Genomic DNA, 26,533 nt, shown 5'->3' on the forward strand with positions numbered 1-26,533 from the left:
GCACCATGGCCATCATCCAGACCAAGCTCAACGCCCGCAGCGCCGACGCGCAGGCCAATGCCGCCGCGATGCGCGCGCTGGTCGACGACCTCAACGCCAGGCTCGCCAAAATCGCCGAAGGCGGCGGCGAGGCCGCTCGCGCCAAGCACCTGGGCCGCGGCAAGCTGCTGCCGCGCGAGCGGGTGGAGATGCTGCTCGACCCCGACACGCCCTTCCTGGAGATCGCGCCACTGGCCGCGCTGGGCATGTACCCCGAGAAGGACGGCAGCGATGCGGCGCCCTGCGCCGGCATGATCGCCGGCATCGGCCGGGTGGGTGGCGTGGAATGCGTGATCGTCTGCAACGACGCCACCGTCAAGGGCGGCACCTACTACCCGCTGACCGTCAAGAAGCACCTGCGGGCGCAGGAGATCGCGCAGCAGAACCGCCTGCCCTGCGTCTACCTGGTGGATTCGGGCGGCGCCAACCTGCCCAACCAGGACGAGGTCTTCCCCGACCGCGACCACTTCGGCCGCATCTTCTACAACCAGGCCAACATGAGCGCCCAGGGCATTCCGCAGATCGCGGTGGTCATGGGCTCGTGCACGGCCGGCGGCGCCTACGTGCCGGCCATGAGCGACGAGACCATCATCGTCAAGAACCAGGGCACGATCTTCCTGGGCGGCCCGCCGCTGGTGAAGGCCGCCACCGGCGAGGTGGTCAGCGCCGAGGACCTGGGCGGTGGCGACGTCCACACGCGGCTGTCCGGCGTGGCCGACCACCTGGCCGAGAACGACCTGCACGCGCTGGCGCTGGCGCGCCAGGTGGTGGGCACGCTGAACTGGCGCAAGGAGGTGCCGGTGAAGCTGCAGCCGGCGCAGCCGCCGAAGTACCCATCTGAGGAACTGCTGGCGGTGATCCCCACCGACACCCGCAAGCCCTTCGATGTGCGCGAGATCATCGCCCGCATCGTCGACGGCTCCGACTTCGACGAGTTCAAGGCGCGCTACGGCAGCACCCTGGTCTGCGGCTTTGCCCACATCGAGGGCATGCCGGTGGGCATCGTCGCCAACAACGGCATCCTGTTCACCGAGAGCGCGCAAAAGGGCGCGCACTTCATCGAGCTGTGCTGCCAGCGCAAGGTGCCGCTGGTCTTCCTGCAGAACATCACCGGCTTCATGGTCGGCCGCAAGGTCGAGAACGAGGGCATCGCCCGCGCCGGCGCCAAGATGGTGACCGCGGTGGCCTGCGCCAACGTGCCCAAGTTCACCGTCATCATCGGCGGCAGCTTCGGCGCCGGCAACTACGGCATGTGCGGCCGCGCCTACAGCCCGCGCTTCCTGTGGATGTGGCCCAACGCGCGCATCAGCGTGATGGGCGGCGAGCAGGCGGCCAGCGTGCTGGCCACGGTGCGCCGCGACGGCATCGAGGCCAAGGGCGGCGCCTGGAGCGCCGACGAGGAAGAGGCCTTCAAGGCGCCGATCCGCCAGCAGTACGAGGTCCAGGGTCATCCGTACTACGCCAGCGCCCGGCTGTGGGACGACGGCGTGATCGACCCGCAGGACACCCGCCGCGTGCTGGCGCTGGGCCTGTCGGCGTCGCTGAACGCGCCCATCCCTGACGCCAAGTTCGGCGTCTTCAGAATGTGAACCAAGCCCCCACGCTCCCTGCCGGTCGCTGCCCCCCGAGGGGGCTTTGGCAGCGGACCGGCGGAGCCGGATCCGCGCCAATCCCTTGACATTCACTGCTGAGCACGTGCCCATGAATACGCTGGAGATCCGCAGGCCGTCGCCCCACGTGGCCGAGGTCTGGCTCGACCGCCCGGACGTTCGCAACGCCTTCAACGACGGCGTGATCGCCGAGCTCACCGCGGCCTTTGCGGGCTTCGCGCAGGACACCGAGCTGCGCGCGGTGGTGCTGGGCGGCCGCGGCAAGGCCTTCTGCGCCGGCGCCGACCTGAACTGGATGCGCGCCATGGCCGACTACAGCTGGGACCAGAACAAGGCCGATGCACAGGCCCTGGCCGACATGCTATGGACCATCTACCGCTGCCCGGTGCCGGTGATCGGCCGCATCCACGGCGACTGCTATGCCGGCGGTGTGGGCCTGGCCGCGGTGTGCGATGTGCTGGTGGCCTCTGACAACGTGGGCTTCTGCCTCAGCGAGGCCAAGCTGGGCCTGCTGCCCGCCACCATCGGCCCGTATGTGATCCGGGCGCTGGGCGAGCCCGCGGCGCGCCGCTACTTCACCACCGCCGAGCGTTTCAGTGCCGCCGAGGCGCACCGCCTGGGCTTCGTGCATGAGCTGTGCACCGCCGAGCAGCTGGATGAGCGGGTGGCCGCGCTGGTCGCGGCCATCAGCGCCAACGGCCCCGCCGCCGTGAAGGCCTGCAAGCGCCTGGTGCAGGACCTGGCGGGGACGCCCATCACGCCCGCGCTGCGCGAGGACACCGCGCGCCGCATTGCCGACATCCGCTCCAGCCCCGAGGGCAAGGAAGGTGTCTCGTCCTTCCTGCAGCGCCGCGCCCCCGCATGGACCTGAGTCCGGTCACCGCTGCCGCCTCGGCCGTCGCCTCCGGCGTCGGTCAGGCCACCGCCACCTGGGATACCAGCCACCTGGTGGCCCTGGCTGCGGCGCTGGGCTGGGCCAGCGGACTGCGCCTGTACGCCGTGGTCTTCCTGACCGGCCTGGCCGGCCGCCTGGGCTGGGTGCCGCTGCCGGAAGGGCTGCAGCTGCTGCAGCAGCCGCTGGTGCTGGGCGTGGCCGGCGTGCTGCTGGTGGTCGAGTTCCTGGCCGACAAGATTCCCTGGGTCGACTCGGCCTGGGACGCGGTGCACACCGTGATCCGCATTCCCGCCGGTGCCGCGCTGGCGGCCGGGGTGATCGGTGCCGACGCCGGGCAGTGGCAGCTCATCGCCGCGCTGCTGGGCGGCACGCTGGCCGCCACCGCCCACGTCGCCAAGGCCACCACCCGCGCCGCGGTGAACACCTCGCCCGAGCCCTTTTCCAACATCGCCCTGTCGCTGCTGGGCGATGCCGCCGTGCCGGCGATGCTGTGGATGGCCTGGAGCCACCCCGGCGCCTTCCTGATCGTGCTGACGCTGGTGGTGCTGGTGATGGCCGTGATGACCGTGCTGCTGATGCGATTCGCCCGCCGCGCCTTCGGCCGTGTGCGCCAGATGCTGAGCCCGCCTGCTGCGCGGGCCTGAGGAGAGAGCTGTGTTCAAGAAGATCCTGATTGCCAACCGGGGAGAGATTGCTTGCCGGGTGGCGCAGACCGCGCGTCGCCTGGGCGTGCGCACCGTGGCCGTCTACTCCGATGCCGACGCCGACGCCGCCCATGTGCGCGCCTGCGACGAGGCCGTGCACATCGGCGGCAACGCCGCCAAGGACAGCTACCTGCAGTGGCAGCGCATCCTGGATGCCGCCCAGGCCACCGGCGCGCAGGCGGTGCACCCTGGCTACGGTTTCCTGAGCGAGAACGAGGACTTCGCCCGCGCCTGTGCGGCGGCCGGCCTGGTGTTCATCGGCCCGCCGCCCGAGGCGATCGCCGCGATGGGCTCCAAATCGGCCGCCAAGGCGCTGATGGAGCAGGCCGGCGTGCCGCTGGTGCCGGGCTACCACGGCCGTGACAACGACCCCGCGCTGCTGGCGCGCGAAGCCCAGCGCATCGGCTACCCGGTGCTGATCAAGGCCAGCGCCGGCGGCGGTGGCCGCGGCATGCGCCGGGTGGACCGCGCCGAGGACTTCCTCGAGTCGCTGGCCAGCTGCCAGCGCGAGGCGAAGGCCAGCTTCGGGGACGACCATGTGCTGGTCGAGCGCTATGTCACCCGCCCGCGCCACATCGAGATCCAGCTCTTCGCCGACGCCCACGGGAACTGCGTCTACCTGTTCGAGCGCGACTGCTCGGTGCAGCGCCGCCACCAGAAGGTGCTGGAAGAAGCCCCCGCGCCCGGCATGAGCGCCGCGCGCCGCGCCGAGATGGGCCAGGCCGCGGTGGCGGCGGCCCAGGCGGTGGGCTATGTCGGCGCTGGCACGGTGGAGTTCATCGCCGAGGAACTGGACGATGGTGATCTTCGCTTCTACTTCATGGAGATGAACACCCGGCTGCAGGTGGAGCACCCGGTGACCGAGGCCATCACCGGCCACGACCTGGTGGAGTGGCAGCTGCGCGTGGCCGACGGCCAGCCGCTGCCGGCGCGGCAAGACGAGCTGCGCATCCACGGCCATGCCATCGAAGCGCGCATCTGTGCCGAAAACCCCGACGCTGGCTTCCTGCCCGCCACCGGCCGCCTGGCCGTGCTGCGCTGGCCGGCCCATGTGGCCTTCCAGCGCAACGCGCAGCAGGACGGCGGCGCGCCCGCCGCGGTGCGCGTGGACGCCGGCGTGCGCGAGGGCGACGCGATCAGCCCTTTCTACGACTCGATGATCGCCAAGCTGATCGTCTGGGGCGAGGACCGCGCGCAGGCGCTGGCCCGGCTGGATGCGGCCTTGCAAGCCACCCACATCGTCGGCCCGGCCACCAACGTGGCCTTCCTGCGCCGGGTGGTGAACAGCACGGCCTTTGCCACCGCCGATCTGGACACCGCGCTGATCGAGCGCGAACGCGCCCAGGTGCTGAACCAGCCCGGCCTGGCGCTGCCGCTGGCGGCCGCCGGCGTGGCCGCGCAGGCGCTGGCCACCGAGGTGGCCGCCGAGGACGCCGACCCCTGGAGCCAGCGCAACGGCTGGCGTCTGCACGGCGGCGCGCGCCGGCGCTTCGACCTGCTGGTGGGCAAGACCGCCCACCGCGCCACGCTGGAGCGCCTGCACGACGGCGCACTGCGCCTGGGCGTGGGCGGCGAATTCTGGTCCTTCAGCGCCCAGCCGCTGGGCGAGCACCGCTACGACGTGCTGCTGGGCGGCCAGCGCCACACGCTGACCGTCTACCGCCAGGGCGAGCGCGCCACCGTGTTCGCCGACAGCGGCCACCTGGAGCTGCTGGACATCGACCCGATCGCCCATGCCGGCGACCACGCGGGCGAAGGCGGCCGCCTGACCGCGCCGATGCCCGGCAAGGTGATTGCGCTGCACGCGAAGGCGGGCGACACCGTCAAGGCCGGCCAGGCGCTGGCGGTGATGGAGGCCATGAAGATGGAACACACGCTGGCCGCGCCGCGCGACGGTGTGGTGGCCGAGCTGCTCTACGCGGTGGGCGACCAGGTCGCCGAAGGCGCCGAGCTGCTGAAGCTGGCCGAGGAGTGAGCACGATGAGCCTGCCCAGCCATGTGACGATCGTCGAGGTCGGCCCGCGCGACGGCCTGCAGAACGAGAAGCAGGCGGTCGACACGGCCGTCAAGGTCGAGCTGATCCACCGCCTGCAGGCCGCCGGCCTGAAGGAGATCGAGGCCACCAGCTTCGTCAGCCCCAAGTGGGTGCCGCAGATGGCCGACAACGCCGCGGTGATGGCCGGCATCACCCGCCAGAGCGGCGTGCGCTACAGCGTGCTGACGCCCAACCTCAAGGGCTGGGAAGCGGCGGCCGTCACGCGGCCTGACGAGATCGTCGTCTTCGGCGCCGCCTCCGAGGCCTTCAGCCAGAAGAACATCAACTGCAGCATCGCCGAGTCGATCGAGCGCTTCGCGCCGGTGGTCGATGCCGCGCGGGCGGCGGGCGTCAAGGTGCGCGGCGCCATCTCCTGCGCGGTGGGCTGCCCCTACGAGGGCGAGATCGCGCCTGAGCGGGTGGCCCTGGTGGCGCGGCTGATGGCGCAGATCGGCGTGCAGCATGTGGGCGTGGCCGACACCATCGGTGTGGGCACGCCGCTGAAGGTGCAGCGTGCGCTCGAAGCGGCACTGCAGCACTACCCGCTGCACGAGGTCAGCGGTCATTTCCACGACACCTACGGCATGGCGCTGGCCAACGTGCACGCCAGCCTGCAGCTGGGCATCCGCACCTTTGACACCAGCGTCAGCGGCCTGGGTGGCTGCCCCTATGCCAAGGGCGCCACCGGCAATGTGGCCACCGAGGACGTGGTGTACCTGCTGCATGGACTGGGCATCGACACCGGCATCGACCTGGATGCGCTGATCGACGCCGGGCAGTTCATCCGCGGCGCGCTGGGCCAGCCCAATGGCTCGCGGGTGGCCCGGGCGCTGCTGGCCAGGCGGGCGGCCTGAGGCCGCCCGGCTCGCCGCTCAGATGCCCTTGCGGCAGACCTGGTGGTACACGCCGTCGTTGCCCATCACCCAGTAGCACTTGATGCCGTGGCCCATGCTGTTGCCCTCGCGGGCGTGGACGGTGGGGGCGCTCAGCAGGCCGACGAGGGTGGCGGACACGGCCAGCAGGCCGACGATGCGTTGGAACATGGCAAGAACTCCAGGTGGGTGATCGGTCCACCGGGCTGGTGGTCCGTGCCAAAGACAATGCAGAAGATGTGCCAAATGCACATTCACTGGAGAATCAAGCACTTGCATCGATATGCGGGCTTGCATCGGGGCATTTGCCCCACCGGGCCGGGGCGCATCCCCCACCGGCCCGCCTGAGACAATCCGCGCCATGCGCTCCTCCCGCCTGGTCCTCGCCTGTGCTGCTGTGCTGCTCACGGCCGGCGCCGCCACCGCGGCCGACGACGCCAGCTCGCCCACGCTGCGCAAGATCCGCGACACCGGTCTGATCACGCTGGGCTACCGCGATGCGTCGGTGCCGTTCTCGTACCTGGACGCCAAGCGTCGCCCGGTGGGTTACTCGCTGGACCTGTGCCACCACGTGGTGGCGGCGGTGCGCCAGCGCCTGAAGCTGCCCGACCTGGAGGTGCGCCACATGCTGGTCAGCTCGGCCACCCGCTTTCCGCTGGTGGCCAACGGCACGGTGGACATCGAATGCGGCGTCACCACCAACACCGCCGAGCGCCAGCGCAGCGTGGCCTTTTCGCTGACCACCTTTGTCGCCGCCAGCCGGCTGCTGGTGCGCGAGGACTCGTCGATCAGCAGCATCGAGGACCTGCGCGAACAGCCGGTGGCCTCGACGCTGGCCACCACCAGCATCCAGTTCCTGCACCAGCTCAACCAGTCGCGCCAGCTGGAGATGCGCATCCTGGCCGGCCTGGACGATGTCGAGGGCATGCGCATGGTGCTCAACGGCCGCGCCGTGGCCTATGCCATGGACGACGTGCTGCTCTACAGCATGAAGGCCACCCACCCCGCAGCCGCCAGCCTGCGCATTGCGCCGCTTGCCCTCACCACCGAGCCCTATGCGCTGGTGCTGCGCAAGGACGACCCGGCCTTCAAGCAGCTGGTCGATGGCGTGCTGGCGCGCCTGTACCGCAGTGGCGAGATCGAGGCCATCTACCAGCGCTGGTTCGAGCAGCCGATCGAGCCGCGCGGCATCACGCTGAAGATGCCGATGAGCGAGGCCTTGCGCCGCGTCGTGCGCCATCCCACCGACACCGCCGACGCGGCGGCCTACCAATGAGCCCCGACACGCCGATCGCCGTGGTCGACTTCGAGACCACCGGCATGGGCCCCGCCCAGGGCGCGCGCGCCACCGAGATCGCGGTGGTGCTGGTGCAGGATGGCCGCATCGTCGACCGCTACCAGAGCCTGATGTACACCGGCGTCTACATCCCCTCGTTCATCGTGCAGCTGACCGGCATCACCAACGCCATGCTGCAGGACGCGCCGCCCGCCGAGCAGGTGATGCGCGAGGTGGCCGTCTTCACCCGTGGCCTGCCGCTGGTGGCCCACAACGCCGCCTTCGACCGCGGCTTCTGGCAGGCCGAGATGGCGCGCGCTGACGTGCCGCCCGACCCGGCCCATGCCTTCGCCTGCACCGTGCTGCTGTCGCGCCGCCTGTACCCCGAGGCGCCCAGCCGCAAGCTGGGGGCGCTGGGCGACTGGCTGGGGCTGGAGCGCGACGGCCGCGCCCACCGCGCGATGTCCGACGCCGACCTCACCGCGCAGCTGCTGATCCGCCTGCAGCGCGACGTGGAGCGCCGCTTTGCCGCCGAGCTGGGCGAGCGCGCGGTGGACCACGCGCTGCTGGAGCGCCTGCAGCGCGCCCAGCGCCAGCAGCTGGCCCGCTGCATCGCCCAGGCATGACACCCGCCGCACTGCGCGCCAGCCGGGTGCAGTTCCTGGCGCTGGGCGGCTTCATGGGCGCCTGGGGGGCGCACGTGCCCAGCCTGAAGAGCGCGCACGCGCTGAGCGACGGTCAGCTGGGCGCGGTGCTGCTGTGCGCGGCGCTGGGCTCAGCCGCGATGCTGCCCTTTACCGCGCCGCTGGTGCACCGCCTGGGCCCGCGCCAGATGGCACGGGTCAGCGCCAGCGTCATCGCAGGGGCCATGGCGCTTCTGCTGCATGCGCCCGGCATGGTGCCGCTGGCGCTGCTGGCGGCGGCGCTGGGTGCCGGGGCCTCGCTGCTGGACGTGTCGGTCAACGCCGAGGCGGTGCTGATCGAGGAGCGCCTGGGCCGCCCCTGCCTGATCGGCCTGCACGCCATGTTCAGCGTGGGCGGCATGGCCGCCGCCGGCGCGGTGGCGCTGCTGCTGCGCGCCGCCGTGTCGCCCGGCGCGCAGTTGCTGCTGTTGCCGGCGCTGCTGTGGGCGGCGATGGCCTGGGCCTGTGGCGCCATGCTCTCGCAGCCTGGCCATGGCAGTGCCGAGCACGCGCGCTGGCAATGGCCGCGCGGGCGGCTGCTGGCGCTGGGCCTGCTGGCAGGCGCCGGCTTCCTGGCCGAGGGCGCGATGTACGACTGGAGTGTGGTGCTGATGCGCGACGTGATGCAGGCCCCGCCCGACATCGCCGCGCTGGGCTACGCCGCCTTTGCCGGCGCGATGGCCGCGGCCCGCTTCGGTGGCGACTGGCTGCGCCAGCGCTGGCCGGCGCATCAGTTGCTGGCCGCACACGGCCTGCTGGCGGCGGTGGCGATGGCTGCGGTGCTGACCATGCAGTCGCCGTGGCCGGCGCTGCTGGGCCTGGCGGTGGTGGGCCTGGGCCTGGCCAACATCGCGCCGCTGATCTACCGCGTGGCCAGCCAGCAGCCCGGGGTCACGCCGGCCGCCGGCATCTCGGCGGTGGTGGCGGTCAGCTTCATCGGCTTTGTCGGCGGCCCGCCGCTGATCGGTGCGCTGGCCGAGGCCTGGGGGCTGCGGCTGGCGCTGGTCGCGGTGGTGCTGGCGGCGCTGGCGCTGGTGCCGGGCGCGCGGGCCGCCCGGTGAACCAGGCAACGCTGAACAAGTCCCTCGCGGCGTGCGCATCCCTGCTTCAGGCGGTCTGCTGCGTTACACATCCTCGCCATAGCCCAGGCTATGGCTGTGGTGTGCGCCTTGCAGCCCATCCCGAATCAGGGCGCGCCCATCCGCGGCGACTTGTTCAGCGTCGCCTCAGGCCGGTCCGATCGCCGGCCGCTCGGCCAGCCTGGCGCGCCAGCGCAGCAGGTGCGGGTGGCGCTCATCGGGCCGCTGTCTGGCCGCCCGCGCAAAGTCCACCGCCACCACCGCGGTGATGTCGGCCACGCTGAAGGATTCACCGGCCAGCCAGGGCCGGTCGGCCAGGCGCGTGTCCAGCGCGGTGAAGAACTGCTGCAGGCGCAGCACGCCGCGTTCGGCCAGCTCGGGAATCTGTGCGTAGTCCACCGGACCCGGCAGGGCGCGGCCGCGCATCGCGGGCGAACTGTTGCGCAGCACCTCGGCCACTGCCAGCAGGCCCTCGAACTCGGCGCGCCAGTGCCAGTGCGCCACCTCGGCCTTCTCTTCGGGCGTGCGGCCGGTCAGCGGCGGCTCGGGGAAGCGCGCCTCCAGGTAGGCCAGGATCGCGGCGTTGTCGGTCAACACCGGTCCGCCCTCGATGCGCAGCGCCGGCACCGTGCACAGCGGGTTGACGGCGCGGAAGGCCTCGGTGAACTGCTCACCCTGGCGCAGGTCCACCGCCACCGTGGTGTGCGCCACCCCCTTCTCGGCCAGCAGGATGCGCGCCCGGCGCGGGCTGGGCGCGGTGAGGCAGTCGTACAGCGTCAGGTCACCCTGGCTCATGTGGCGCTGCCCGGGTGACGCGCGCGGTCGATGTCGGCCGCCTCGTGCCGCTCGGCCAGCTGCGCATCGGCCGCACCCCAGGTGCGGTTGACGATGCGCCCGCGCTGCACCGCCGGCCGCTGGGCGATCTCATCGGCCCAGCGGATCACATGGGTGTACTCGTGCACCGACAGGAACTCGCCCGCTTCGTAGAGCTGGCCCTTGGCCAGCGCACCGTACCAGGGCCAGACTGCGATGTCGGCAATGCTGTAGTCGTCACCCGCCAGGTAGCGGCTCTCCGCCAGGCGGCGGTCCAGCACATCCATCTGCCGCTTGGCCTCCATCGCGAAACGGTTGATCGCGTACTCGAACTTCTCCGGCGCGTAGGCGTAGAAATGGCCGAAGCCGCCGCCCAGGTAGGGCGCACTGCCCATCTGCCAGAACAGCCAGGACAGGCACTCGGCGCGTTGCGCACCGGTGGGCAGCAGCGCGCCGAACTTCTCGGCCAGGTACAGCAGGATCGCACCCGACTCGAACACCCGCACCGGCTGCGGCCCGCTGCGGTCCATCAGCGCCGGGATCTTCGAATTGGGGTTGACCTCGACGAAGCCGCTGCCGAACTGGTCGCCCTCCTGGATGCGGATCAGCCAGGCGTCGTACTCGGCGCCGGTGTGCCCCAGGGCCAGCAGTTCCTCCAGCATCACCGTCACCTTCACGCCATTGGGCGTGGCCAGCGAATACAGCTGCAGCGGGTGCCGGCCCACCGGCAGGTCTTTGTCGTGCGTGGGCCCGGCGATCGGGCGGTTGATGCTGGCAAAGCGACCGCCGTTGGCGCGGTCCCAGGTCCAGACCTTGGGAGGGGTGTAGGGCTCACTCATGCGGGCCAGTGTAGGCAGTGACGCCGCTTGGCGCCGCCCACCCGCGGGAAGACCCTGGCGCCGGGCCGCCCCCGGGAACTGGGGGGCTGACCCGCGGCGCGGCGCGCCACAGAATCGGGCACGCCCCGGTTCCTCAGGAGTCGCCGATGAGCCCCGCCCCGTCTGACCTGCCCTGGTACGGCCGCCGCCGTGTGCCCCTGGCCGTGCTGGCCGTGCTGTGGAACGCGGTGGGCGCGCTGGACTTCACGATGACCCAGACGCGCAACGCCAGCTACCTGGCCGACTTCCCGCCCGAGATGATGGCCTACATCGACAGCCTGCCCGGCTGGGTGCATGTGGCCTGGGGCGTGGGCACCTGGGGTGGCCTGATCGGTGCGCTGCTGATGCTGGTCGGCCGCCGCGCGGCGCTGTGGCCTTACGCCGCCTCGCTGGCCGGGTCGGCCGCGGTCTTCGTGCAGAACCACCTGCTGACCCAGCCGCCGGCCGGCATGGGCGGCACCGGGCCAATGCTGTTCTCGCTGCTGATCGTGGTGCTGGCGGGGCTGCAGTGGGGGTGGGCGCGGCGGGGGGCATTGGCAGGCTGGTTGCGTTGATGTCCGGAATGTAGGCGTCGAGGGCGGTTCGGCAACAGCTTCAGCCGGTCGGTCCAGGTGGTCGACGGGTCTGCTGGCGCCGCCCGGAGCGGTCTGTCTCGAGACGCAGCCATCGGCACCTCCGTGGACTGGGCAGAGATTCACATGCTCACCGCCCAACCGCCACTGCGGGCCTGTCGAGTGGCATGGCTGTCGGCCATTGCCCATGTCGGGCAGAGCAGGCGAAGACCGAAGGACGTTGATACCGAGGCCTTCTCACGGCACGTCTCTTCGCTATTGACCCAGGCCAAGGTCTCCCAGCTGTCACGGACCACGGCCCTGCGTCGTCTCGCGGCACGCTCAGCGTAGACCCGGGCTCAGCCAAGCTCAGTCGACCATGGTCGGCAGGCATGCCTTGAAGCCGTCGTTCCGCGACGGTGTGTGAAAGCTTGCCGTGCGGGCGGCCCTCCGTCCGCGCGGTCGATGAACGCCGACGATCGGTCCCTGGTGTCAGCCCCCCTCCTGTCTGGCGCAGAGCACCCTGCCAAACGCCGGTTCCGCCTGGTGCGGCGCAGTGCTGCCAGCACAAGGGGCGCACGGGTCGGGCGCGTCTCGAAGACGTTGGGTTGGTCGTCCATCGGCCAAGCGCCCAACCCCGGCGGTGGATCGGCAAGAATGGCCAGCCATGACCCCGATTCACCATTGGCAGGCCACCCGCCGCCTGCGCCTGCTACTCCAGACGCTGCGCGACCTGTTGGTGTCGCTGGGCCCGCTGCTGCTGCTCGGCGGAGGCCTGCTGGTGGCGGCCTACTGGTGGCTCGATCCGCAGCCGCCGCGTCAGGTGAGGCTGGCCACCGGCCCGGCCGGAAGTGCCTATGCCGGCTTCGGTGAGGGCTATGCGAAAGCGCTGGCGCGCGAGCACATCCAGGTCGATCTGATCGCCAGCGAGGGCGCACAGGACGATCTGGCCCTTTTGCGCGCGGGGACGGCCGATGTGGGCTTTGTCCGTGGCGGCATGGCCGATCCGGTGGCCGACACCGAGGCCGGCATCGTCTCGCTGGGCAGCCTGTTCTACGAGCCGATCTGGATCTTCTATCGCCGCGATCTCGACATCGCGCGCCGCCAGCCCGGCGGCGAACTGCAGCGCCTGGCCCAGCTGCGCGGCCTGCGCGTCAGTGTGGATCAGGACGGCAGCGGTGTGCCCCAGATTGTCGAGAAGCTGCTGGCGCTCAACCAGCTCAAGCCGACCGATCTGCGGCTGTCCCATCTGGCGCCCGACGCCGCCGGCCTGGCCCTGCGCCAGGGCCGCTTGGACGCCGCGGTGCTGATTTCGGCGCCGCAGGCCGGCCTGATCCGAGCGCTGCTGCGCGATCCGGCCATCGCGCTGATGGCCTTCGAGCAGAACGAGGCCTATTCGCGCCACCTGCCCTTCCTGTCCACCGTGACGCTGCCGCGCGGTGTGGTGGACCTGGGGGCCGACGTGCCGCGTCACGACGTGCCCCTGCTGGCCACCACGACCGCACTGCTGGCGCGCGAGCAGACGCACCCTGCGCTGCGCCAGCTGTTCGCGCAGGCGGCCCTGAGCCTGCACAGCGAGGCTGGCTGGTTCAATGGCACGCGCGATTTCCCCAACACCCGCACCAGCGAGCTGCCGGTCAGCGCCGAGGGCGACCGCGCGATCAACGGCACGCCGCCGGCCTGGGCGCGCTACCTGCCCTTCTGGGCCGGCAATCTGCTGGAACGCATGTGGCTGGTGGTCGGCGGCCTGCTGGTGCTGATGCTTCCGCTGTCGCGCGTCGTGCCGCCGCTCTACACCTTCCGCGTGCGCTCGCGGGTGTTCCGCTGGTATGCGCGACTGCGCGAGGTGGAAGCCAAACTGGAAGCCGGCACCGGCGAGCGCGATGCTTTGCTCGACGAGCTGGACGAACTGGACCGTGTCACGCACCGCATTGCGGTGCCGCTGTCCTATGCCGACGAGCTGTACGCGCTGCGCAACAACATCCATGCGGTGCGCAAGCGCCTGCTGGCCCAGCGATCCCGGCCAACGGAGGTGCCTGCTGACGGATCAAGTTGACGGCCGCCCGATCAGCCGGCGCCGCGTCCATGGTGGCGGCCCGCCATCAACCGCGCCGTGTGGCTGCTCCGGGCCGATAACGGCCGGCCAGAGTCGCAGGGCGACCTTCTGAGTTCAGGCTGAAGCCGCCTGGTTTCCCCGGTCACTCACGACTTCGTCTTCACCCCCGCTGGCAGGGGCTTGGCCGCCAGCGTGCGCAGCTGGCCCACCAGCGCGTTGTGCGCATCCAGGAAGGCCGCGGCGATCACCTTGCCTTCGTTGGTGTTGCTCCAACCCAGCGCGCCGATGCCGCCGCCCTGGCCGCCGACCAGTCCCCCCAGGCCCAGGTCGGTGGTGCGGGCCGACCCGGTGGCGGCAGAGAGTTGCTCGGTGGTCTCGTTGTCGGTCAGCAGCAGCACGACCTGGGCTTCCTTGATGCGCACCTGCTCGGCGGCGCCGGCCAGCCTGTTGAGCACCGGGATCATGGCCAGGATGCCGCCGATCTGGCGGCCGGCGTCCTGCTCCGAGAAGACCAGGCTGGGCACCACGCTGTACTGGGCCATCAGGCCGCGGCCCTTCTGGACGTCGCCGTCGGCGCGCAGCACGCCGGCGTCCTTCAGTTCCTGCTCGCGCCGGGTGGCCTTCAGACCGGCGTTGCGGTCGACGATGCGAAAGCAGCCGCTTTGCTGCATCACCACGCGCACCAGCGGCAGCGGCGACTCGGGCAGGCCGCCGCGGCCGACGCCGGTGTAGCCGTTCTGGTTCTCCTCCAGCGCGACCACGGCGATCGGCGCGTCGCAGGTCTGCAAGGCGCGCGCCGCGTTCTGCGCGCCCGTGGGCCCGCCGCTGCCGGTGACGACCGAGCCACCCTGGCCCAGCTCGACGCCCTGCTTGCCGCAGCCGGCCAGCGCGATGATGACAAGGGCGGCGCCTGCGGCGCGCCCCCAGTGGGGTGATGACATGTCGGCTCCCTGGTGTGCGCGGGCGCCTGTGGCGGCACCTCTCACGAACGGTCATGAATGTAGCAGTCCGCCCGGCGGGGCCGCTGCATCGCGCCGCTTAACTGTGGCTCCGAACGGCCGAAAGAACCGGCTGACGCCGGCGGCCTTCGGCCGGTTGCGCCATGCCTGATCGCTTCACTCCATCACACATGCCCACGGGCCTTCTCGATCCCGGACAGGGTCTGAACAGCATCCGCTGGCGCTTTGCGCTGGCGGGCGGCGTGCTGGGCGCGCTGGCCGCCCTGGGCAGTGTCACGGCGCTGGGCGGGGGGGCGCTGGGTCAGCCGCGTACTTGGGCGGTCGTGGCGGGCGCGGCGGTGGGCGTCGGGGCGGCGATCTTCTGGATGGCCAGCCGGCTGACCAACCTGGTCGACGCGCTGCGCCGCAGCACCGAGGCGATCGCCGACGGCGACTTCGGCGCCCCGGTCGAGGTGGACTGCGCCTGCGAGATTGGCGGCCTGGCCAACAGCTTCCGCCGCATGCGCAGCCGGCTCAACGACAACGTGCTGCGCATCAACCTGCTGGCCTACACCGACCCGATCACCCGCCTGCCCAATCGCAGCGTGGTCGACCGGCTGCTGAACTTCGCGCTGGATCCGTCGCGCAGCGAGACCTACCGCGCGGCGATCATCTTCATCGACCTGGACGGCTTCAAGCGGGTCAACGACACCCTGGGCCACGCCGGTGGCGACGCCCTGCTGGCCCAGGCCGCCGAGCGCCTGCTGCAGCAGGGCCTGGGGCGCGACCTGCACACCATCGACACCTGCCTGGACGCCTTCGGCACACCCTGCGACCGGCTGCCGCGCGATGTCGTCTTCGCCCGCTTCGCCGGTGATGAGTTCGTGGCCATCCTGCCGGGCACGACCGATCGGGCCGAACTGGCCGAGATCGGCGAGCGCATCGTGCGCTCGCTGGCCGCGCCCTTCAGCGTCCAGGGTCAGGAGGTGACGGTGGGCGCCAGCCTGGGCATTGCGATCACGCCCGACGACTCGGTGGACCCGAAGGAGATCCTGGCCTTCGCCGACCTGGCGATGTACGGCTCCAAGCAGGCCGGCAAGTCGCGCTACCAGTTCTTCGACCAGCAGGCCCGCCAGGCGCTGCTGGACGCCACCCGCATCGAGGCCGAGTTGCGTGTGGCGCTGGAGCAGGGGCAGCTGCGCCTGCACTTCCAGCCCAAGTTCCAGCTGCGCGATGGCCAGCTCAGCGGCGTCGAGGCGCTGGTGCGCTGGGCCCATCCCACCCGCGGCCTGCTGCTGCCCGGCGCCTTCATCGACATTGCCGAGCGCAGCGGCCTGATGGGCGAGCTCGGGCGCCAGGTGCTGACGATGGCGGTGGCGCAATGCCGCCAGTGGATGGTCCAGGGCCGGCCGCTGAACGTGGCGGTCAATGTGTCGCCGTCGCAGTTCAGCGATCCGCACTTCTGCACCGAGGTCCTCGAGGCGATCGAGCAGGCCGGCATTCCCGCCGAGCTGCTGTCGATCGAGATCACCGAGTCGATGGCGATGACCGACTTTGCCGCCACCGCGGCCCGTCTGGCGCGCCTGCGCGCGGCCGGCGTGATGATCGCGCTGGATGACTTCGGCATCGGGTTCTCGAACCTCTCGCAGCTGTCCCGTCTGCCGCTGGACATCCTGAAGGTCGACCGCTCGCTGGTCAGCGCGCTGGGCACCGACCCGCGTGCCGACGCGATCGTGCGCGCCATCATCGGCATGGCGCATGCGCTGAGCTGCCGGGTGATCGCCGAAGGCATCGAGACCGAGCCCCAGCGCGCGCATGTGCGTGACCTGGGCTGCGACTGCGGCCAGGGCTTCCTGCTGGGTCGTCCGGTCCCGGCCGATGCCGTGGTGCTGCTGCCGGGGGCGGCGGTCGAACCTGCGCTGGCGTCCTGACGCGCGGGCGCGCGATGCCGGGCGACGGGCACAGCCGCCACAATCGGGCGATGCACATTGCCATCCTCACCTTCCAGGGCTTCAACGAGCTGGACTCGCTGATTGCGCTGGGCTTGCTCAACCGCATCCGGCGGCCCGACTGGCGCGTCAGCCTGTGCTGTCCCGAGGCCAGCGTCACTTCGATGAACGGGGTGACGGTGCAGGCGCAGTCGATGCTGGAGGAAGCGGCCGACGCCGAGGTGGTGCTGGTCGGCAGCGGCCTGCGCACCCGCGAGGTCTGCGCCGACCCGGCACTGCTGGCCCGCCTGCGGCTGGACCCGGCGCGGCAACTGATCGGCGCGCAGTGCTCGGGCACGCTGCTGCTGGCGCGGCTGGGCCTGCTGGGCGCGGTGCCGGCCTGCACCGACCTGACCACCAGGCCCTGGGTGCAGGAGGCGGGCGTCCAGGTGCTGGAGCAGCCTTTCTACGCCGCCGGCAACCTGGCCACCGCGGGCGGCTGCCTGGCCTCGGTCTACCTGGCGGCCTGGGTGCTGGCGCGCACCGAAGGCCTGGACGCCGCGCGCCAGGCGCTGCACTACGTGGCGCCGGTGGGCGAGAAGGAGGCCAGCGTCGAGCGGGCGATGGCGGCGATCGGGCCCTATCTGGCCTGAGATCGGGTCAGCCGGCCACCACCGCAATGCCCTTGAGCTGCCCGGCCTGCGCCGGACCCTGCGGCCGCGGGTAGCGCTGCGGATCCCAGCGGTGCATCAGCTCGGCCTCGCGCGCGCGCGCCAGCGCCAGGTTGGCCAGCTTCACATGGCCGAAGCCGCGCACCTGCTGCGGCAGAGCGGCGATCTGCTGCGCCAGCGGCAGGCGATCGGCGTTCAGGCCCGCGGCCAGTTCGTCCAGTCGCTGCTCGAAGGCGCTGATCAACGCCCGTTCCAGGCGACGCTCCTCGGTGCGGCCGAACACATCCAGCGCGCTGCCGCGCAGACCGCGCAGGCCGGCCAGCACCCGCATCGCGCTGCGCAGCCAGGGGCCCATGACGATCTTGCGCGGCGCCACGCCACCGCGCGGCGGTCGCAGCAGCGGCGGGGCCATGTGGAAGGCCAGTTGCAGGTCGCCGTCGAACTGTTCGCGCAGCGCGGCCTCGAAGCCGGGGTCGCTGTACAGGCGCGCCACCTCGTACTCGTCCTTGTAGCTCATCAGCCGGGCCAGGCTGGTGGCGGCGGTTCGGGTCAGCGGCAGCGCGGGGTCGCGGCCCAGGCCCGCCTCGGCGGCGCGCAGTCGGGTGATGCGGTCGCGGAAGCGCTCGGCCCAGGCGGGGTTCTGCCAGGCGCTCAGCTGCGCTTGCAGACGGGTCAGCAGCGCGTCCAGCGAGTCGTCCAGCGGCGCGGCGGCAGGTGCAGCACGCAGCGCCGCCAGCGCCGCGGGATCGGCGGCGGCCAGGCGACCCAGGCCGAAGGCGCGCAGGTTGGCCTCCACCGCCACGCCGTTCAGGCGGATCGCCTGCGTCAGCGCGCCCAGGCTCACCGGCACCAGACCGCGCTGCCAGGCCCAACCCATCGCCAGGATGTTGCTGGTGACGGTGTCGCCCAGGAACTCCTCGGCCAGGCTTTGCGCGTCGAAGGTCTCGACGCGCTCGTCGCCGGCCGCGAAGCGCATCTTCTCGAGCAGCGCGTCGATCTGCAGTGACGCATCGGGCACGCGCAGCGATTCGGCCACCGGCACCGGGTGGGTGTTGGCCAGGATGCGGGTGCGGCCGTGGCGCACGGTCTGCAGCGCGTCGGCGCTGGCGCCCACCACCAGGTCGCAGGCCAGCAGGGCGTCGGCCTGCTGGGTGTCGATGCGCACCTGGTGCAGCCGCTCGGGCGTGTCGGCCAGGCGCACGAAGCTCAGCACCGAGCCGCCCTTCTGCGCAAAGCCCATGAAGTCGAGCACGCTGGCGCGGTGGCCCTGCAGGTGCGCGGCCATGGCGATCACCGCGCCCACCGTGACCACGCCGGTGCCGCCGACGCCGGTGACCAGCAGGTCCCAAGGGCCGGTCCAGGTGTGCGCAGCGGGCTGCGGCAGGGCGGCCACGCGCGCATCGAAGGCGGCGGGGTCGGATGAGATGGCACCACTGCGCTTGCGCAGCGTGCCGCCGGTGACGCTGACGAAGCTGGGGCAGAAGCCCTTGGCGCAGCTGTAGTCCTTGTTGCAGGCGGTCTGGTCGATGCGGCGCTTGCGGCCCAGCGGGGTCTCGTGCGGCAGCACGGCCACGCAGTTGCTCTGCACGGTGCAGTCGCCGCAGCCTTCGCAGACCGCGTCGTAGATGAACAGGCGCTTGGGCGGGTCGGCCAGCTTGCCCTGCTTGCGGCGGCGGCGCTTCTCGGCCGCGCAGGTCTGCTCGTAGATCAGCACGGTGACACCGGCCACCTCGCGCAACTCGCGCTGCACGGCGTCCAGTGCCTCGCGGGGATGGAACTGGGTGCCGGCGGGGAAGCGGTCCTTGATCGCGTCGTACTTGCCGATGTCGTCGCTGACCACCACCACCCGCTTCACGCCCTCGCTCTCCACCTGGCGGGCGATCGCGTCCACGGTGATCACGCCATCCACCGGCTGGCCGCCGGTCATCGCCACCGCGTCGTTGAACAGGATCTTGTAGGTCAGCGTGGCCTTGGCCGCCACCGCCTGGCGGATCGCCAGGTAGCCGGAGTGGTAATAGGTGCCGTCGCCCAGGTTCTGGAAGACATGTGGTGTCCTGGTGAACATCGCGTGCGAGACCCAGTCCACGCCTTCGCCGCCCATCTGGATCAGGCCGGCGGTGCTGCGGTCCATCCAGTTGGCCATGAAGTGGCAGCCGATGCCGGCGCGGGCGGTGCTGCCCTCTGGGACCTTGGTGCTGGTGTTGTGCGGGCAGCCGGCGCAGAAGTAGGGCAGACGCTTGACGCTGTCGCCCACGTTGGACAGCAGCGCCGGCGGCGTGAAGTCATGGACGTGCGGCATCAGGTGGCGCAGGTGGTTGCGGAAGGTCTCCTGGCGCGGGAAGTGTTCGGCGAACCAGTGCGCGACGATCTCGATCAGGCGCGAGGGGCGCAGCTCGCCCAGCGCCGACACCAGCGGCTTGCCCTGGCGGTCGTGCTTGCCCACGATCACCGGGCGGGCGTGGGTGGGCGCGTTGTAGAACAGCTCTTTCAGCTGCTGCTCGACGATCGCGCCCTTCTCCTCGATGACCAGGATCTCCTTCAGGCCACGCGCGAAGTGGCGCAGGCGCGTGGTTTCCAGCGGCCAGGACAGGCCCACCTTGTACAGGCGCACGCCGGCCTCGGCCAGCATCGCCGGCGTGATCTCCAGCCGGCGCAGCACCTCCATCAGGTCGTGGTGCGCCTTGCCGCAGGTGACGATGCCCACGGTGGCGTCCACGCTGGCGATGACCTCGCGGTCGATGGTGTTGACGCGCGCGAAGGCGGCCACCGCGGCCAGCTTGTCGGCCAGGCGCGACTCGATGCGCAGCGAGGGCAGGTCGGGCCAGCGGTAGTGCAGACCATCGGGCGGCGGCTGGTGGCCGGTCAGCGCGCGCACGGTGTCGGCGTCCACCCAGGCGGCGCGGCGCGCGGCGATCAGGTCCAGGTCCACCGTGCCGGCGCTCTCCACCACCTCGGACAGCGCGGTCAACCCCACCCAGGCGCCGCTGTAGCGCGACAGCGCCCAGCCATACAGGCCGAACTCGACGATCTCGGCCACATCGGCGGGTGCCACGATCGGCATCTGCCAGCCGATCATCGCGTGCTCGCTCTGGTGCGGCATGCTCGACGAGACGCAGCCGTGGTCGTCGCCCGCCACCACCAGCACGCCGCCCAGCGGCGATGAGCCGTAGGCGTTGCCGTGCTTGAGCGCATCGGCCGCGCGGTCCACGCCCGGGCCCTTGCCGTACCACAGCGCGAACACGCCCTCCACGGTGCGCTCCGGGTCGCTCTGCACCCGCTGCGTGCCCAGCACCTGGGTGGCGGCCAGTTCCTCGTTGATGGCGGGCACGAAGCGGATGCCCGCGTCCTCCAGCCGCCGGCCGGCCTTCCACACCGCCTGGTCGACCATGCCCAGCGGCGAGCCGCGGTAGCCGCTGATGAAGCCCGCGGTGTTCAGCCCGGCGGCCGCGTCGGCCTGGCGCTGCATGTGCAACAGCCGCACCAGGGCCTGGGTGCCGCTGAAGAAGACGGTGCCACGCTCGGCCCACAGGCCGTCGGCGAGCTGGTAGTCGGGGCGGGCGAGGGCGGGGGTGGGCATCGGGTGGTCCATGGCGTGATCCTCGGGCCTGGGCAGAGGAATGATCTTCCTGGCTGGTTCGGGGTCAACCCTGGGAAATCGCTGACCCGTTCTCCATTTCCTGCGAATGGAGAACAGATGTTCTTCATGCTGGGGTCCTGAGCGGTCTGGATTCCGAATGTGCAGCGCTTCAGGGTAATCCCGATCTGGCAGTGAATTACATTGGTACCAATGTATTTGACTCATCGGACAGGCCAGCAAAGCCTGGGGACGGAAGCACATGGACGCGATACCACTGCTGTCATCGCTGACCTGGCCCGTGGCCATCGGGCTGGGCTGGGTCGTGGGCGAACTGGCCTACCGCGCCTGGGGCGTGCCACGGGTGGCGGCCTACGGCCTGTTGGGATTCCTGCTGGGCGGCACGCAGTTGGGCTGGCTGGGTGATGTGCACCAGCGCGAACTGCTGTGGCTGGTGCATGTGGCCTTCGGCCTGACGCTGTTCGAGTTCGGCTACCGCATCAACCTGAACTGGCTGCTGCGCAACCCCGGCTTCACCGCGCAGGGCGTGATCGAGTCGCTGCTGATCTTTCTGCTGGTGTGGCTGGCCTGCGGCTGGCTGGGCATGGAGCCGCTGCTGTCCTGGATGGTGGCCGCGCTGGCGGCCAGTGGCTCGCCGGCCGGGCTGATGCGGGTGATCAACGAAGGCCGGGCCTCGGGCATCGTCACCGAACGCGCGCTGCACGGCTCGGCGCTGCAGTGCGTGATCGCGGTGCTGTTGTTCAAGCTGGCTGCCGGTGCGTGGACGCTCAGCAGCCTGGGCGACTGGGGGCAGGCGCTGTGGAACAGCGGCGCCATGCTGCTGGGCTCGGCGGCGCTGGGCGTGGGCTTTGGCGTGCTGCTGCCCTGGCTGATCGACCGCCTGGGCCCGCCGGTGCCCGACACCACGCTGCCCTATGCGATCGCCGTGATGCTGCTGGTGTCGGTGACGCTGGCCTGGACGCTGTCGCCGGTGCTGGCCACGCTGGTCTTCGGGCTGGTCGCGCGCCACCGGCGGATCGGCCTGACCAGCGCGCAGCGCAACTTCGGCGCGCTGGGCGACGTGATGGCGGTGCTGCTGTTCATCTTCGCCGGGGCGGCGCTGGACATCACCCTGGTGCTGCAGGGCTGGTGGGTGGGCGTGCTGATCGTGCTGCTGCGCCTGGGGGTGAAGCTGGGCGTGGCCTGGGTGGCCGCGCGCGGTGACGGCCTGGGGCGCCACAAGGCGATGCTGGCGGGCGTGGCGTCGACCCCGATCTCGGTCTTCGTGATCCTGCTGCTGGAGCAGGCGCGGGTGATGGGTCTGGATGTGCTGGGCACGATCGCCCCGCTGGCCGCCGCCACCTGGCTGCTCGAGATCGCCGGCCCTGCGCTGACCCGCTGGGCCCTCAAGCGTGCCCATGAACTGGCCCCGCCCGAGGGCCGCTGAACCGGAGCCTGTCCATGCCCCTGCCTCCCTTCGCTGCCTCGCGCGCCCTGAGCCTGGGCGTGGAGCTTGAGCTGCAGCTGGTGAGCCTGAGCGACCACGACCTGGTCAGCGCCAGCCCCGACATGCTGATGCTGCTGCACCAGGACCCACCGCCCGGCCAGGTGGTCCCCGAAATCACGCAAAGCATGATCGAGGTGTCCACCGGCATCCACCACGAGCACGGCAGCCTGCTGCTGGAGCTGCAGCGCATCCGCGACCGGCTGGTGGCGGTGGGCGACCGCATCAACGTGGGCGTCTGTGGCGGTGGCACCCACCCCTTCCAGCAGTGGAGCGAGCGGCGCATCTTCGACAAGCCGCGCTTCCTGGAGGTGTCCGCGCTGTATGGCTACCTGGCCAAGCAGTTCACGGTCTTCGGCCAGCATGTGCACGTGGGCTGCGCCAGCGGCGACGATGCGCTGTACCTGCTGCACGCGCTGTCGCGCTACGTGCCGCATTTCATCGCGCTGTCGGCCTCCTCGCCCTATGTGCAGCGGCACGACACACTGTTCCAGTCATCGCGGCTGAACGCGGTGAATGCCTTTCCGCTCAGCGGACGCGCACCCTTCGAGCTGTCCTGGCAGGGCTTCGTGGACGGCTACTTCGCGTCGATGGAGCGCACCGGGATCGTGTCCAGCATGAAGGACTTCTACTGGGACATCCGCCCCAAGCCCGAGTACGGCACGATCGAGCTGCGGGTGTGCGACACGCCGCTGAGCGTGGACCACGCCGCCGCGCTGGCCGCCTACCTGCAGTGCCTGTGCCTGCACCTGCTGGAGCGGCGCGAACAGCTGCCTCGCGAGAGTGACTACCTGGTGTACGGCTACAACCGCTTCCAGGCCTGCCGTTTCGGTCTGGACGGCGTGCTGGTCGACCCGCGCGACGCGGTGCAGCGGCCGCTGCGCAATGACATCGCCGACACGCTGGCGCGCCTGCGCACCGACGCCCATGACCTGGGCGCTATGGCGGCGCTGGACCATCTGGAGCGCGTGCTGGCCGGACCGGGCGACGCCCAGCGTCTGCGCGATCGCGCGCGTCAGGCGGGCTGCGCGGAGGCCATCGTCGATCTGGCGCTGCAGCAGTTCCGCGCCTGAGCGCGTGGCCGGCGCGCCTACACTGTGGCGTCTGAACTCGCCCGATCACCGTGGCCCGCAACGCTCCCACCCTCGACCGCTACAGCCTGCGCATCCTGGCCGAATTGCAGCGCGACTCGCGGCAGACGGTGCAGCAGCTGGCGGAGCGGGTGGGCCTGTCGTCCACGCCCTGCTGGAAGCGGGTCAAGGAGATGGAGGCGGCCGGCGTGATCCGCGGCTACACCGCGCTGGTCGACCGCGAGAAGGTGGGGCTGGACCTGGCGGTGGTGGTGGAGGTCAACCTGGGCGAGCATGCCGAGGCCGTGGTGCAGCGTTTCGAGCAGGCGGTGGCCGCCTGCCCGCAGATCGTGCTCTGCCTGGCCACCACCGGCCAGAGCGACTACATCATGACCGTGCTGGTGGCCGACGTGGCCTCGTACGAGCGCTTCCTGCACGACACGCTGTTCAAGCTGCCGGGGGTGGCCCATGTGCGTTCCGCCATCGTGCTCAAGGAGGTCAAGGCCGTCGTGGCCCTGCCGGTGGGGGCTTGATCCGCCGGGTGTGCCGCTGCGCCGCTCGGCTCACTCGATGACCAGCTGACGCAGCCAGCGTGCGCCGGGCGTCACCTCGTGGCGCTGCGCCGGCCCGAAGGGCGGCACCTCCAGCCGCGCGGGCGGCGCGCCGATGGCATTGAGATCCACCGCCTGCGGCTCGCCCACCAGCGTGTCACCCTGCTCGCGCAGTGCAAAGTACAGGCCGTTCCACAGCTTGGCGCCGAACTCGGCCGGGCTCTTGTGCAGGAACAGCAGGCTGTGCTCCAGCCAGGCCAGCTGGCCCGGCGCCACCGTGCCGGGCTGCGCGTAGGGGTAGGGCACCTGGCAGCTGATCTCGGGGCCGCCGGGCAGGCACTTGAATTCGCGCATCGACAGGAAGTGGTCGGTGAAGGCCTCGTGGCGCCAGCGGATGCTGAACTGTCGGGTATCGCCCGCGGCGGGCGTGAAGGTGATGGTGCCGATCGGGGTGCGCTGGCCATCGCCAGTGACCGCCAGCAGGGTCTTGGTGCCGCTGTAATCGAAGGCCCAGGCCGCGGGTGCGGCGGCGCTCAGCAGCGCGGCCAGCCAGAACGCAGCGCGGGCCATGTCAGCGCGCCGCCATGAAGTGGGCCACCAGCGCATTGGCGTGGCCATGGCCCAGGCCGTGCTGGCTCTTCAGCACCGCCACCAGTTCCATGTGTTTCAACGGTCCGGCCGCGCGCAGCACGCCGAACCAGTGCTCGACCGGCTGGCCGTAGGTCTTCTCGATCGACGGGAAGTACGACGCGGGACCTTTGACTTTGGCGGTGTCGGGCATGACGGAATCCTCCAGCGAGGGCCCAAGTATCGTGTCAGCGCAGGCGATCGCGCCAGCGCAGGCCCGGCCGCTCGACCAGCAGGTACATCGCGGCGCCAGCCGCCAGCGCCGCTGCGCCATAGGCGGCAAAGGCCAGCAGCCCGCGGCCCTGCAGCGCGTCGCCCCCGTGCAGTTGCACCAGGTGATAGGCCGGCTTGTGCACCAGGTACAGGCTGTACGAGATGGCCGCCAAGGCCCCGGCGCCAGGCACCTGCCAGCGACCGATCAGGCTGTCGCGACCGGCACCGGCGAACACCAGCGCGGCCAGCGCCACCGACAGCAGTGGCCAGCCGACACTCACCCCGGCCAGGCTGACCCGCTCCTGCAGCACCCAGAAGGCCACCCCCAGGGTGGCCAGTCCTCCCAGCGCCGCGGCGTCGGCCCAGCGCCGTGCGCGCTGCCACCAGTGGGGCCGGCATTGCTGCACCGCGGCCAGCACCACGCCGCACAGCAGGCCGTCGAGCCGGCACCAACTGGGGTAGTACAGGTCCTCGAGGAACCAGTTGCGCGTCATCTCCGGGTCGGTGGCCTGCCCGTGCTGGAACAGCGCCGCGCGCAACGCGATGCCGCCCAGCAGCAGCCCCAGCCCCAGCGCCAACGCGCTGCGCGCCGATCCCCAGCGCCACAGCGCCAGCGCGATCAGCGGGAAGAGGGCGTAGAAATGCTCCTCCACACACAGCGACCAGGCGTGCGAGAAGGCCTGTCTGGCGTTGTAGTCGATCGACAGATTGACGGTGAAGCTCAGGAACTTCCAGGCCGGCTCCATCCCGGGTGCCTCGCGGAAGTCCGGCCATGCCAGGTACAGCGCCAGCGTGGCCAGGTAAGCCGGCAGGATCCGCCAGGCGCGGCGGCGGTAGAAGCCCGTCAGCGACAGCCGCCCATCGCGCCCCAACGCCGCCAGCACCTGCCCGCCGATCAGGTAGCCGCTGAGCACGAAGAACAGGTCCACGCCCATCCAGCCGTGGCGCGACAGCCAGGACCAGTCGGGCCCCAGGCCGCCGACGATCCAGGAGTGGAACAGCATCACCCAGACGATGGCCACGGCGCGCAGCAGGTCAAGTCCGGGCAGGGCGTGGGGCATGGGCGGCGATTGTGGCCTCGCCGTGGCCTGTCACCGAATCGTCAAACAGTTTCACGATAATGGAAGGATGGAAAACAAAGACGCCGTCCCGCTGCTGGCCGCGCTGGCCCAGCCCAACCGGCTGGCGGCCTTCCGCGCCCTGGTGGTGGCCGGGCCCGCAGGGCTGACGCCCGGCGTGCTGGCCGAGCAACTGGGCATGCCGGCGGCCACGCTGTCCTTTCACCTGAAGGCGCTGACCCACGCCGGCCTGGTCGACGCCACCCGCGACGGCCGCCGCCTGATCTACCGCGCCGACTTCAACCGCATGAACGCGCTGCTGGGCTTTCTCACCGCCAACTGCTGCGGTGGCGTGCCCTGCGCGCTGCCCGCCACGTCCTGCCACTGCTGACCTATGACCACCCACGTCCTGATCCTGTGCACCCACAACTCGGCCCGCAGCGTGCTGTCCGAGGGCATGCTCAACCACCTGGCCGCCCAGCGCGGGCTGGATGTGCGGGCCCACAGCGCCGGCAGCGCGCCCAGCGGCCGCATCAACCCCTATGCGCTGCAGGCGCTGCAGGCCGCCGGCGTGGACACCGCCGGCTACCGCAGCAAGAGCTGGGACGAGTTCACCGGCCCCGAGGCGCCGCCGCTGTCCATCGTCATCACGGTGTGCGACAGCGCCGCGGCCGAGACCTGTCCGGTCTTCTTCGGCGGCCCCGGCCAGCAGCCGCTGAAGGTGCACTGGGGCTACCCCGATCCGTCCAACGCCGCCGAGGCCGACAAGCCGCGCGCCTTTGAGCTGACCCGCCAGGCGATCGGCTACAAGATGCTGCAGCTGCTGGACCTTCCGCTGGCGACGCTGCCGCGGCCCGAGTTGCAGGCGGCCCTCGAGCGCATTGCGCGCAGCTGAGCCGGAGGCCGCG

Annotated in this window: 25 protein-coding genes; 17 read left to right on the forward strand and 8 right to left on the reverse strand. The window is 71.1% G+C overall.

Features of this window, described 5'->3' with window-relative positions:
• Positions 1 to 5 precede the first annotated feature (5 nt).
• The 5 genes from KAK07_RS15270 to KAK07_RS15290 all read left to right on the forward strand — a co-directional run bounded on the left by KAK07_RS15270 (position 6) and on the right by KAK07_RS15290 (position 6,137).
• Complete coding sequence (locus KAK07_RS15270; protein WP_210861633.1) at positions 6 to 1,628, forward strand: carboxyl transferase domain-containing protein; 1,623 nt, start codon at positions 6 to 8, stop codon at positions 1,626 to 1,628.
• Positions 1,629 to 1,740: 112 nt separating this feature from the next.
• Positions 1,741 to 2,520 carry an enoyl-CoA hydratase/isomerase family protein gene (locus tag KAK07_RS15275; RefSeq protein ID WP_210861635.1) on the forward strand — a complete coding sequence of 260 codons (780 nt, stop codon included), beginning with the start codon at positions 1,741 to 1,743 and terminating at the stop codon, positions 2,518 to 2,520.
• The gene (locus KAK07_RS15280; protein WP_210861637.1) at positions 2,511 to 3,188 is read left to right on the forward strand and encodes a DUF4126 domain-containing protein; all 678 of its coding nucleotides are present in this window, start codon (positions 2,511 to 2,513) and stop codon (positions 3,186 to 3,188) included. Before KAK07_RS15275 ends, KAK07_RS15280 begins: the two co-directional genes overlap by 10 nt.
• Before the next feature lie 10 nt (positions 3,189 to 3,198).
• Complete coding sequence (locus tag KAK07_RS15285) at positions 3,199 to 5,223, forward strand: acetyl/propionyl/methylcrotonyl-CoA carboxylase subunit alpha (RefSeq protein ID WP_210861639.1); 2,025 nt, start codon at positions 3,199 to 3,201, stop codon at positions 5,221 to 5,223.
• Positions 5,224 to 5,228: 5 nt separating this feature from the next.
• Positions 5,229 to 6,137: a hydroxymethylglutaryl-CoA lyase gene (locus tag KAK07_RS15290; RefSeq protein WP_210856900.1), complete on the forward strand. Its 909-nt coding sequence runs from the start codon at positions 5,229 to 5,231 to the stop codon at positions 6,135 to 6,137.
• 18 nt (positions 6,138 to 6,155) lie between these two features.
• Here KAK07_RS15290 and KAK07_RS15295 read toward each other — a convergent pair whose 3' ends face one another.
• Positions 6,156 to 6,326, reverse strand: a complete 171-nt coding sequence (locus KAK07_RS15295) for a hypothetical protein (RefSeq protein WP_210856901.1) — start codon at positions 6,324 to 6,326, stop codon at positions 6,156 to 6,158.
• Between the two features lie 190 nt (positions 6,327 to 6,516).
• On the opposite strand from KAK07_RS15295, the gene KAK07_RS15300 reads away from it, so the two are divergent.
• From KAK07_RS15300 to KAK07_RS15310, 3 genes are read left to right on the forward strand one after another with little or no spacing between them, the layout of a single operon-like run.
• Complete coding sequence (locus KAK07_RS15300) at positions 6,517 to 7,431, forward strand: amino acid ABC transporter substrate-binding protein (RefSeq protein WP_210861646.1); 915 nt, start codon at positions 6,517 to 6,519, stop codon at positions 7,429 to 7,431.
• On the forward strand, positions 7,428 to 8,057 hold the full coding sequence (locus tag KAK07_RS15305; RefSeq protein WP_210861648.1) for a 3'-5' exonuclease: 630 nt from the start codon (positions 7,428 to 7,430) through the stop codon (positions 8,055 to 8,057). Before KAK07_RS15300 ends, KAK07_RS15305 begins: the two co-directional genes overlap by 4 nt.
• Positions 8,054 to 9,175: an MFS transporter gene (locus KAK07_RS15310; RefSeq protein WP_210861649.1), complete on the forward strand. Its 1,122-nt coding sequence runs from the start codon at positions 8,054 to 8,056 to the stop codon at positions 9,173 to 9,175. Before KAK07_RS15305 ends, KAK07_RS15310 begins: the two co-directional genes overlap by 4 nt.
• Before the next feature lie 165 nt (positions 9,176 to 9,340).
• Here KAK07_RS15310 and KAK07_RS15315 read toward each other — a convergent pair whose 3' ends face one another.
• Both KAK07_RS15315 and yghU read right to left on the reverse strand, forming a co-directional pair.
• Positions 9,341 to 9,988: a glutathione S-transferase family protein gene (locus KAK07_RS15315; RefSeq protein WP_210861651.1), complete on the reverse strand. Its 648-nt coding sequence runs from the start codon at positions 9,986 to 9,988 to the stop codon at positions 9,341 to 9,343.
• Complete coding sequence (gene yghU / locus KAK07_RS15320) at positions 9,985 to 10,845, reverse strand: glutathione-dependent disulfide-bond oxidoreductase (RefSeq protein WP_210861653.1); 861 nt, start codon at positions 10,843 to 10,845, stop codon at positions 9,985 to 9,987. The genes KAK07_RS15315 and yghU overlap by 4 nt, the downstream gene beginning before the upstream one ends.
• 146 nt (positions 10,846 to 10,991) lie before the next feature.
• Between yghU and KAK07_RS15325 the strand changes: the two genes are divergently transcribed.
• Together KAK07_RS15325 and KAK07_RS15330 are read left to right on the forward strand one after the other, a co-directional pair.
• The gene (locus KAK07_RS15325; RefSeq protein WP_210861655.1) at positions 10,992 to 11,438 is read left to right on the forward strand and encodes a hypothetical protein; all 447 of its coding nucleotides are present in this window, start codon (positions 10,992 to 10,994) and stop codon (positions 11,436 to 11,438) included.
• Between the two features lie 664 nt (positions 11,439 to 12,102).
• A complete protein-coding gene (locus tag KAK07_RS15330; RefSeq protein ID WP_210861657.1) occupies positions 12,103 to 13,491 on the forward strand; it encodes a TAXI family TRAP transporter solute-binding subunit in 1,389 nt (462 codons plus the stop codon).
• A 146-nt stretch (positions 13,492 to 13,637) separates the two neighbouring features.
• Here the strand turns inward: KAK07_RS15330 and KAK07_RS15335 are convergent, their stop codons facing one another.
• Positions 13,638 to 14,432, reverse strand: coding sequence for a CsgG/HfaB family protein (locus tag KAK07_RS15335; protein WP_210861659.1), 795 nt, complete (start codon positions 14,430 to 14,432; stop codon positions 13,638 to 13,640).
• 188 nt (positions 14,433 to 14,620) lie between these two features.
• Between KAK07_RS15335 and KAK07_RS15340 the strand changes: the two genes are divergently transcribed.
• Positions 14,621 to 16,360 carry a putative bifunctional diguanylate cyclase/phosphodiesterase gene (locus tag KAK07_RS15340; protein ID WP_210861661.1) on the forward strand — a complete coding sequence of 580 codons (1,740 nt, stop codon included), beginning with the start codon at positions 14,621 to 14,623 and terminating at the stop codon, positions 16,358 to 16,360.
• Between the two features lie 50 nt (positions 16,361 to 16,410).
• A complete protein-coding gene (locus tag KAK07_RS15345) occupies positions 16,411 to 17,010 on the forward strand; it encodes a DJ-1/PfpI family protein (RefSeq protein ID WP_210861676.1) in 600 nt (199 codons plus the stop codon).
• 7 nt (positions 17,011 to 17,017) lie between these two features.
• Here the strand turns inward: KAK07_RS15345 and KAK07_RS15350 are convergent, their stop codons facing one another.
• Positions 17,018 to 20,617: an indolepyruvate ferredoxin oxidoreductase family protein gene (locus tag KAK07_RS15350; protein ID WP_210861678.1), complete on the reverse strand. Its 3,600-nt coding sequence runs from the start codon at positions 20,615 to 20,617 to the stop codon at positions 17,018 to 17,020.
• A gap of 247 nt (positions 20,618 to 20,864) precedes the next feature.
• Between KAK07_RS15350 and KAK07_RS15355 the strand changes: the two genes are divergently transcribed.
• From KAK07_RS15355 to KAK07_RS15365, 3 genes are read left to right on the forward strand one after another with little or no spacing between them, the layout of a single operon-like run.
• Positions 20,865 to 22,049, forward strand: coding sequence for a cation:proton antiporter (locus tag KAK07_RS15355; protein WP_210861687.1), 1,185 nt, complete (start codon positions 20,865 to 20,867; stop codon positions 22,047 to 22,049).
• A 14-nt stretch (positions 22,050 to 22,063) separates the two neighbouring features.
• Positions 22,064 to 23,179, forward strand: coding sequence for a YbdK family carboxylate-amine ligase (locus KAK07_RS15360; RefSeq protein ID WP_210861689.1), 1,116 nt, complete (start codon positions 22,064 to 22,066; stop codon positions 23,177 to 23,179).
• Between the two features lie 50 nt (positions 23,180 to 23,229).
• A complete protein-coding gene (locus tag KAK07_RS15365; RefSeq protein WP_210861691.1) occupies positions 23,230 to 23,709 on the forward strand; it encodes an Lrp/AsnC family transcriptional regulator in 480 nt (159 codons plus the stop codon).
• Positions 23,710 to 23,739: 30 nt separating this feature from the next.
• Here the strand turns inward: KAK07_RS15365 and KAK07_RS15370 are convergent, their stop codons facing one another.
• Genes KAK07_RS15370 through KAK07_RS15380 form a run of 3 tightly spaced genes read right to left on the reverse strand, consistent with a single transcriptional unit; the run spans position 23,740 to position 25,628 of the window.
• Positions 23,740 to 24,297 (reverse strand): hypothetical protein, encoded by a 558-nt coding sequence (locus KAK07_RS15370; RefSeq protein WP_210861693.1) that lies wholly within the window; start codon positions 24,295 to 24,297, stop codon positions 23,740 to 23,742.
• A 1-nt stretch (position 24,298) separates the two neighbouring features.
• The gene (locus KAK07_RS15375) at positions 24,299 to 24,508 is read right to left on the reverse strand and encodes a DUF4287 domain-containing protein (RefSeq protein ID WP_210861695.1); all 210 of its coding nucleotides are present in this window, start codon (positions 24,506 to 24,508) and stop codon (positions 24,299 to 24,301) included.
• A gap of 34 nt (positions 24,509 to 24,542) precedes the next feature.
• A complete protein-coding gene (locus KAK07_RS15380; RefSeq protein WP_210861697.1) occupies positions 24,543 to 25,628 on the reverse strand; it encodes an acyltransferase family protein in 1,086 nt (361 codons plus the stop codon).
• Positions 25,629 to 25,695: 67 nt separating this feature from the next.
• On the opposite strand from KAK07_RS15380, the gene KAK07_RS15385 reads away from it, so the two are divergent.
• Together KAK07_RS15385 and KAK07_RS15390 are read left to right on the forward strand one after the other, a co-directional pair.
• Positions 25,696 to 26,016 carry an ArsR/SmtB family transcription factor gene (locus KAK07_RS15385; protein ID WP_210861699.1) on the forward strand — a complete coding sequence of 107 codons (321 nt, stop codon included), beginning with the start codon at positions 25,696 to 25,698 and terminating at the stop codon, positions 26,014 to 26,016.
• A 3-nt stretch (positions 26,017 to 26,019) separates the two neighbouring features.
• The gene (locus tag KAK07_RS15390) at positions 26,020 to 26,520 is read left to right on the forward strand and encodes an arsenate reductase ArsC (protein ID WP_210856921.1); all 501 of its coding nucleotides are present in this window, start codon (positions 26,020 to 26,022) and stop codon (positions 26,518 to 26,520) included.
• Positions 26,521 to 26,533 lie beyond the last annotated feature (13 nt).

Origin of the sequence: Ideonella alba (genome assembly GCF_018069875.1) — a bacterium.
In the GTDB taxonomy this organism is placed as follows: domain Bacteria; phylum Pseudomonadota; class Gammaproteobacteria; order Burkholderiales; family Burkholderiaceae_C; genus Ideonella; species Ideonella alba.